The organism is Protofrankia sp. CiT1 (assembly GCF_917627335.1).
In the GTDB taxonomy this organism is placed as follows: domain Bacteria; phylum Actinomycetota; class Actinomycetes; order Frankiales; family Frankiaceae; genus Protofrankia.
Genome location: NZ_CAKJTP010000150.1, coordinates 2433 through 10422, shown reverse-complemented (window position 1 = coordinate 10422; position 7990 = coordinate 2433). Strand labels below are relative to the sequence as shown.

Genomic DNA, 7990 nt, shown 5'->3' with positions numbered 1-7990 from the left:
ACTAGGGACGTGGCGCGAAATAGATCACTGCGACGCCCGCGAGGACGACGGCCGCGCCGATCCAGTCGTAGCGGTCCGGGCGCAGGCCGTCGACGCCCCACCCCCACAGCAGCGACGCGACCACGAACACTCCACCGTAGGCGGCATAGATCCGGCCGAAGTTCGCGCTGTGCTGCACGGTCGGGATGACACCGTAGACGACAAGGACAAGGGCGCCGACGACACCGGTGATGATGGACGCGCCCTCCCGGAGGCATCGCCACACCAGATAGCCGCCGCCGATCTCGGCGAGGCCGGCGGCGGCGAACAGCGCGAGAGCCCGAGCCGCGGTCACGCCAGGATCGTCGCTTACCGGCGGCTTGCGCCGGCCACCGGGTGGCGTGCCGTCTCGATCTTTGAGCCGAGCCGGCGGTGGGCTGCGCTCCGCGGCGAGAGCAGTGGCCGCGGTGGAGTAATTCGGCGCCGGCACGACGTTCACCGCCGAAGAACCACCAAACCGAGCCGGCGTCAAAGAAGGAAGCCAGCCCCGGGTAAGAGTGCCCGGCAATAGGGGTGGGTCAAGGAGCGGGGCTGGGGTGCGTGCATCGCGAGGCGGCGGAGGGATGCGCCCTGTGTTGGGCGTCGACCGACAACAACGACGCGAGGTGTCCGTCATCGTGCCTGCCCCGGCTGCCAGCCAGGCCCGTCAGGGCGGGTCAGCGGGATTGTCAAACCATGCATACGGCCATGTATCGAGCCACCGCCGGCAATATGCTGTGTCCAGGTTAAATGATCTTTTTTGCGGCGGAATCTCCGCCCGCGAGACGGCTCGACTCCCGTTCAGAAGGGCCGACCCATCGCTGACATGCATGTTTACGCGAATAGTTGCCGGTCTGTTGTGCTTCGTGCTCCAATCAACCAACGCCGCGGTTGAGCCGCCGCCTCGTATCGCGTGGAGGTTTCGAAACGATGATCTCTGATATCGTCGGTGTCCGGCGCGCTGGCGAGAGCATTACCCAGCCGGCTTCGTTCATATTACGTAACGTTACAAAGAGGTACGGTGAGATATCGGCCTTGGCTGGCGTCGACGTAGTGGTCGCCAGCGGGCGTATGACCGGTCTCCTCGGTCCCAACGGCGCGGGAAAGAGCACGCTCATGGCGATCGCGGCGGGAGTTCTCGAGAGCACGTCGGGGGACGTCGTGAAAGCGCCGGGACTGTCGGTGGGTTATCTTCCGCAGCAGGACAACGTATACCCCATGCTCACCGCCCGGGAGAACCTGCGTTTCGTGGCCCGAGCGCAGGGGCTGCCGCGCCGCGGAATCGGTCCGGCTGTGGACGAGGCCTTGGCAGGTGTGCATCTGCACGACCGGGCGGATGAGCGGGCGAGCACTTTCTCGGGCGGTATGCGGCGACGTCTCGGATTTGCCGCGGCGCTTATCGGGGACCCCGCGGTGCTGCTCCTGGACGAGCCGACCGCCGGTGTCGACCCGCAGGCCCGCGCGTTGCTTCTCGACTTGGTGCGCGCCCAGGTGGAGCGGGGGAAGGCCGTCCTCTACAGCACGCATCTCCTGGCGGAGATCGAGTCGTACGCGGATGATTTATACGTTCTGCACAAGGGCGCGGTTCTTGCCCACGAGAACGTTCCGGACCTCCTGCGCTCCTATGCGCGGCGCACTATTTTCGTGACGGTTGACGGTGATGCCGCGCCGTTGTGCGCGGTCCTGCGGCTGGAGCCCGACACAACCGTGACAGCGGCACCGCGCACGGCCGGCGTCGAACGGGTGCGGGTCACCACCAGCGCGGACCGTGCGTACGCGGTGGGGCGGATTCTTTCCGCCGCGGCCTTCACCGCATCGCGTGTCGTGGACATTGAAAGCCTGGAACCAAATCTTGAAAGTGTCTTTCTCCGCATCACCGGGCGGGAGGTTCGGGATTGAGCGCGATGGCCGCTGAACGGTCCAGCGGCGCCATCAGGAAGCTGACGGCATTCGACGCGGTGTTCCGCAAGGAACTGCTCATCAACCGGCGTGATCCGTTGCTGCTCATCATGATGTTCGCCGTTCCGGTTGTCCTGATCGCCTTCCTCACCGGCGCGGTGGGCGGCGCGTTCGGCACAGGCCAGCCACCCGCGTACGTGAGCGCCGGGCCGGTGGACCCCGCCCTGGCCCATCGGCTGGGTGCGCCACAACGTCTGGTCAGTGAGAACGAGGCCCGACAGGAGGTGGCGAACGGCGATATCGCCGTCGCGCTCGTCACCGACGACGCGGGCCACCGGACGGTGATCGCGGACCCGGCCACGCCGATCGTGCTGTCCCCGTTCCTCGCGGCGCTCGACAGCCAGCCGCCGGCTGTCATAACGCCCAGCGGCGCGTCCTACCTGTCGAACTCCAGCCCGTATGCGCAGACTCTTCCCGGCTTCGTCATGTTCCATGCCTTCTTCGGCGCGGCGCATGCCGCCCAGGCGTTGCACCGGGAGCGGAACTGGGGCACCTGGAACCGGCTCCTCTCGCTCCCGATCGGAAAGTTCTCGCTGCTGGTGGGCAAGCTGCTGCCGATCGCGCTCCTGGCCATGGCGCAGGGCCTGCTGCTGATCGGCCTGGGGTCGCTGATTCTCGGCGTTCCCATCAACAATCCTGGTATGTTCATCGTCGCGAACGTTCTTATCGGGCTGTGCCTCGGAGCGGTCGGTGCGGCCGTCGCGGCGATCGCATCGAATGATCTTCAGGTCCCGCAGTTCAATAATCTTCTGGTGCTGCTCGGCGGCGCGGTCGGCGGCGCAATGGTTCCGTCCGTCGCGCTGCCGGGATGGGCGCAGACGATCGCCCCGGTTTTCCCGCAGTACTGGGCGATGCAGATGTTGCAGGACACCATGACCCGCAGCGCATCGATGGAAAAACTGCTGCTTGACACGGGGGTTCTCGCGGTTTTCATAACCGTCATCTTCGGGATCGGATTCAGATGTATGCGCTGGGAGCGGTTCAGGCATGCCTGACTGCATTCTCTGGCGCGGCCAGTTTTTCGAGAGGTGAACCGAACGTGTGTGCCGACAAGGCGCCAGCCGAAAACGACAGTCTGGTTGGCGCGGCTCTCCCCACGGCTGGGCCGGACCGCCTGATATCGCCATTCGAGATCTTCCTGCCCGCCTATCTGGACAACCCGCGACCCGCCTACGACATGCTGCGCTCCGCGTCGCCACTGATCTGGTCAGAGCTGCCGGCACCCGGCTGCTGGATTGTCACGTCGCACGCGGCAGCAAGCGACGTGCTGCGCGACCCGAGATTCGGTAAAGCTGGCTACTGGGATCAGATCGCCGCCGACCGGGGTGGTGAGAACAGCGCTTTCGCCGTCATCCGGCTGTGGATGTCGCAGCTTGACGGGGCGGACCACATGAGGGTCCGCGGCGCCTTTGGACGTACCTTCCTGCCGCGCCGGGTGGAGATGATGCGCCCGCGGGTCGAACATGTTGTCAGGGAGCTTCTCGACGAGATCATCGCCGCCGGCGAACCCGAGTTTGATTTCATGAGCCGGTTTGCCTTCCCGCTGCCCGCGATTGTCATCTGTGCGGTTCTCGGCATCCCGCCGCAGGACCGGGAGGTATTCAGGTCGTGGTCGGCGGACCTCGCCCGGATCTTCGACGTGACGGTCGACAGCGAGTCGCTGCGCCGTAGTGAGGACGCGGTGAAGAGGTTCCAGGAGTACTTCGCCGACCGTGTCGCGCGCAGCGACCGGTCCGGCGACGACCTGCTCACCAGCTTGATCCGCGCATGCGAGGAGGAGCATGCGATCACCCGGGAAGAGCTGACCGCCAACCTGACCCTGCTGGTGTGGGCGGGCCACGAGACAACGATGAACCTGCTTGGTAACGGCCTGCTCACGCTGCTACGGCGGCGTGAACGCTACGAGCGGCTCGTCGCGTGCCCCGCCGCCGCTCCCGGGATCGTTGAGGAGGTGCTGCGTTACGAGGGCCCGTTGCGGACCACATCGCGGTTTGCGCGCGAGGACATCCACCTGCACGGCACCGACGTGCGCGGCGGGCAGCTTGTCGTGGTGCTGTCGCAGGCGGCGAACGCGGACCCGGCGGTGGTCGCCGAGCCGGCGGCCTTCGACCCGGACCGGACCGACGGCCGTTCGCACCTGGCGTTCGGGTCGGGGATCCACTTCTGTCTCGGCGCGTCGCTGGCGCGCCTGGAGGGCGATGTCGCCTTCCGTGAGCTGGCCCGGCGGCTGCCCGATCTCGAACTGGCCACAACCGAGCCGGACTGGGGCGTCAACATGTTCCTCCGCGGTCTGAACAGCCTGCCGGTCCGGCGCGGCGCGGCCGGGAGAGCCGCTTCGTGAGCACCCGGAGCGGGCCGGCCCCCGCGCCCGGCATCGACGGCGCGCCGCCGGCTCTCGCGGCGGCCCGGCCCGATGGATCGCTACCGGCGGATACACCACGGATCCCGCTCATCGGCCCGCCCTACACGGCTGAGGCCGAGGCCCTGCTCACCCGCATCGGGCAGCCGCCGGACGGTCCGCGCCCGCCGCTCGCGCTCGTTCGCGCCTATGCGGCCCATCCCACGGTCGCGGGTGCGCTCGCACCCGTCATGGACGAGATGCTGCGGCTGATCGAGCATGACCCCGCGGTGCGGGAGACGCTCGTTCTGCGCGTCTGCGCGCGGGCGGGCTGCTGGTCGGAGTGGGGCATTCACGCGGCGGTGGCGCAGGGCCGGATCGGTCTGTCACCAGTCCGGATCGCCGGCACCCTCGTGGCCGCGCCGGACCTCACCGACACGGACGAAGCGACCCGTGCCGTCATCGAGCTTGCCGACGAGCTGCACGACCACGCCAGCGTCCCCCCGAGCCTCTGGGGCCGGCTCACCGCGCTGTGGACGACCGACGAGATCCTTGAGCTGCTGACGATCGCGGGTTTCTACCGCCTTGTCGCGCAGACCGCGAACGCGCTGCGCGTGCCGGCCGAAGTGTGGGCGCTACGGCCGGCCGACCTGACCTCACAGGAGGCCTGATGACAACTCTCCCCATGAACCAGGATGACCCCAAGGAGGCCTCCCTCGCGCTGTTCAATCCGTTCACCGAGGGATTCCTGGAGAACCCGTACAGCCACTATGACCGGTTACGGGAAACTCAATCCCCGTATTTTCACGCGGCGCTTGGACAGTGGTTGGTCACCCGTTATGCAGATCTTGACAGGATCTTGCGTGAACCACGGGTGGGCCGGGGTGAGGCTACCCGCTTCTTCGGGCACTTCGAGCCCGACTCCGCAATTGACCGCGCAAGCCGTGGCTGGATTTTCGGGATGGATCCGCCCGAGCACACCAGGCTGCGGCTGCTGTTTGCGAAAGCGTTTACCCAACGCCGGGTGGAAGGCCTGCGTGGTTATATAGTGACGAAAGTGGACGAACTGCTCGACGGTTTCGCCGCGGCCGGCGGCGGTGACCTGATGGACGGCCTGGCCCACCACCTGCCCGTCGCGGTCATCTGTGAGCTCCTGGGTATTCCAGCGGCTGACCACGAGGAGTGCAAGAAGAACTCATCAGCGTTGATCAGGTTATTGGACCCGATCATCACCGATGAGCAGCAGGCCGCCGCCGAGGACGCGAGCGCATTCTTCCTCGACTATTTCGGCCGGCTCGTCGAACGCAGGCGGACCGAGCGGGGCGGAGATCTGCTGTCGGCATTCATCACCGCCGCGGAGACCGCGGAAACGATCAGTCCGCTGGAGCTGGTGAACAACAGCCTCTTCCTGTTCGGCGCGGGCCATGAGACGACGAGCAACCTCATCGGCAACGGTGTATACGCGCTGTTGCGGTTCCCTGATCAATGGGCTGCCCTGCGCGCCGACCCCGGCCTCGCCGGCAACGTCACCACCGAGGCGCTCCGCTGGGACTCGCCGGTGCAGTACATCGGCCGGCGGACGATGGGATCGCTGGTCCTGGGCGGTACCCGGATCGCCGAGGGGAATCTGCTGATGGGCCTGATCGGGGCCGCCAACCGGGACCCGGAGCGTTTCGCCGAGCCGGGCCGTTTCGACATTTTCCGGCCACGCAACCAACCGCTTTCCTTCGGTGCCGGCATCCATTTCTGCGTTGGTTCCGCGCTTGCGCGCATGGAGTGTGAGACGGTTTTCCGAGCGCTGGTCGAGCGTTTTCCAAGAATGTCACTGGGCGCCCAGGTGGTCAGGAGCCCACTTTTCGCGATGCGCGGCTACGCCGAGCTACCGGTCGCCCTGTCATAGGAGACCATGTGTCCACCCGAGCCACTCGATCCACCCAAACCACACTCGATCTGCTCGATGAGATCATCGACCGGGAGAGCTACTCGCGGCACTCTTTCATCTCCGCGCTGACCGCCGGCAAGGTATCGCGTGACCGGATGCGCGACTGGGCGGTACAGAAATACCATCAGACATACGGACAGAACCGCGGGTTCAGTGCCATCCATGCCAATACGCGCTATGCGGACGTCCGTCGCTACGAGATGATGCAGCTCATCGCCGAAGAGACCGATCTCGCTGACGGGACCGACGCGCACTACAATCTGATGCGGCGCTTCGCGGAAGTACTCGGCGCCGGTCCGGAAATGTTCGAGAAGGAGCCGGCGACGCCGGTGGCAGATTTTCTGGACTACCTGCTGCGGACCTGCCGGGAGAACCACTTCGTCTGGGGGCTGCTCGCTTTCTACGTGAACGAGCGGCAGACCCCGGCCGCGGTCGAGAAGATGCGTGTGTTCCTCACCTCGTCGTGGCACATCAGCGATGTGGACGTCGAGTGGTTCACGGTGCACAGCCAGCTGGACGGCGGCCACGCGCTGGGCGCGCGGCTGCTGATCGAGAAATACGCGCACGAGGTGCCCGAGTTCGACGCCGAGGCGCCTCAGTTCGTCCGGCGCGGGTGCGCCCAGTGGCTGAAACTCCAGGACTTCTACTACTCCGTGGTGCGCCCGTGAACGCGCCGACGACCGGCACGCCCGAGGAGCTGCTGCTCGGCTGGATCACCGAGCCGCGTGCCGACCGGGGGCTGCGGTTTCTCATCGACGGCACCTGGACCCGTATCGACTACGGCCAGTTCGCCGCCGCCGTGCTGGGCACGGCCGTCGCGTTGCTGGAGGAGGGTGTGGAGCCGGGCGACATCGTTCCCCTGATCCTGCCCACCGGCCCGGAGTTTCTCGCCTGCTTCTTCGCCCTCCTGTGGATCGGGGCGGTCCCGTCCAACGTCCCGTTGCCCGAGACCGTCAACCAGCGGGCCGGGTGGCTTGAGCAGCTGCGGGGGATCGCCGCGCAGCTCCGGCCGCGGTTCGCGCTCGCCGGGCCGGACGGCGCGGGGGGACTCGCCGACGCGCTGCGCGAGACGGGCCTCGCGGTCCGCGTCGTGACGCCGTGGATGGCCGAGACCGGGCTGCAACCCCCCCGGCGGCCAGGGCATCTCGCGGTCCTGCAGTTCTCGTCCGGTTCCCGCGGCGTCCCGCGCGGGGTGCGTATCACCCGGGCGAATCTCGCGGCGAACATCCGTGCGATCCACACGTGGGTGGACGTCCGCTCCCACGGCGGGGTGTGCTGGCTGCCGCTCTACCATGACATGGGTCTTGTCGGCGGTTCGTTGGCCGCGGTCACCAGGCAGGCCGAGCACGCGTACATGCCGCCCACCCAGTTCCTCCGGAACCCGCTGCGGTGGCTCCAGCAGTACGACGAGCATCGGTACAGCCACATGTTCATGCCCAACTTCGGCTTCGAGTACATCGTCCGGATGGTCCCGGCCGCGCGCGTCGAGGGGCTGGACCTGTCCAGCGTGCGCTCCGTGGTGAGCGGGGCCGAGCGGGTCAACCCGGCCACGCTCGCGGCGTTCGCGGACCGGCTCGCGCCGGCCGGGTTCGACCGACGGGCCTTCCAGCCGGCATACGGGATGGCGGAGGCGACGCTCGCGATCTGCGGGGTGCCGCTCGGCGTCGCTCCGACGATCGTGCGTATCGACCAGGACACCGCCCGCATGGACGCCCCAGTCACCGTGCTCGGCT

Annotated in this window: 8 protein-coding genes; 7 read left to right on the top strand and 1 reads right to left on the bottom strand. The window is 67.2% G+C overall.

Annotation, left to right across the window (positions count from 1 at the left end; all coding sequences use genetic code 11):
* Position 1: 1 nt before the first annotated feature.
* Positions 2-334, bottom strand: coding sequence for a YnfA family protein (locus MJ785_RS17975; protein WP_239381907.1), 333 nt, complete (start codon positions 332-334; stop codon positions 2-4).
* Between the two features lie 614 nt (positions 335-948).
* Here MJ785_RS17975 and MJ785_RS17970 point away from each other — a divergent pair.
* The 7 genes from MJ785_RS17970 to MJ785_RS17940 form a co-directional block, all read left to right on the top strand.
* Positions 949-1917, top strand: coding sequence for an ABC transporter ATP-binding protein (locus tag MJ785_RS17970; RefSeq protein WP_239381905.1), 969 nt, complete (start codon positions 949-951; stop codon positions 1915-1917).
* 5 nt (positions 1918-1922) lie between these two features.
* Complete coding sequence (locus MJ785_RS17965) at positions 1923-2972, top strand: ABC transporter permease (protein ID WP_239308611.1); 1050 nt, start codon at positions 1923-1925, stop codon at positions 2970-2972.
* 44 nt (positions 2973-3016) lie between these two features.
* Entirely contained in the window at positions 3017-4318 is a 1302-nt protein-coding gene (locus tag MJ785_RS17960) for a cytochrome P450 (protein WP_239381903.1), read from the top strand.
* Positions 4315-4986, top strand: coding sequence for a carboxymuconolactone decarboxylase family protein (locus tag MJ785_RS17955; protein WP_239381901.1), 672 nt, complete (start codon positions 4315-4317; stop codon positions 4984-4986). The genes MJ785_RS17960 and MJ785_RS17955 overlap by 4 nt, the downstream gene beginning before the upstream one ends.
* Entirely contained in the window at positions 4986-6215 is a 1230-nt protein-coding gene (locus MJ785_RS17950) for a cytochrome P450 (protein ID WP_239346535.1), read from the top strand. The genes MJ785_RS17955 and MJ785_RS17950 overlap by 1 nt, the downstream gene beginning before the upstream one ends.
* An 8-nt stretch (positions 6216-6223) precedes the next feature.
* Positions 6224-6925: a TenA family transcriptional regulator gene (locus MJ785_RS17945; protein ID WP_239308607.1), complete on the top strand. Its 702-nt coding sequence runs from the start codon at positions 6224-6226 to the stop codon at positions 6923-6925.
* Positions 6922-7990, top strand: a 1069-nt coding sequence (locus tag MJ785_RS17940) for an AMP-binding protein (protein WP_239381899.1), incomplete at its 3' end; no start/stop codon positions are given. The genes MJ785_RS17945 and MJ785_RS17940, both read left to right, overlap by 4 nt.

What these genes read in the sequence shown, in the direction of transcription:
- MJ785_RS17970 (WP_239381905.1), top strand. Translation starts at nt 949, where the DNA reads ATGATCTCTGATATCGTCGGTGTCCGGCGCGCTGGCGAGAGCATTACC.
- MJ785_RS17965 (WP_239308611.1), top strand. Translation starts at nt 1,923, where the DNA reads ATGGCCGCTGAACGGTCCAGCGGCGCCATCAGGAAGCTGACGGCATTC.
- MJ785_RS17950 (WP_239346535.1), top strand. Translation starts at nt 4,986, where the DNA reads ATGACAACTCTCCCCATGAACCAGGATGACCCCAAGGAGGCCTCCCTC.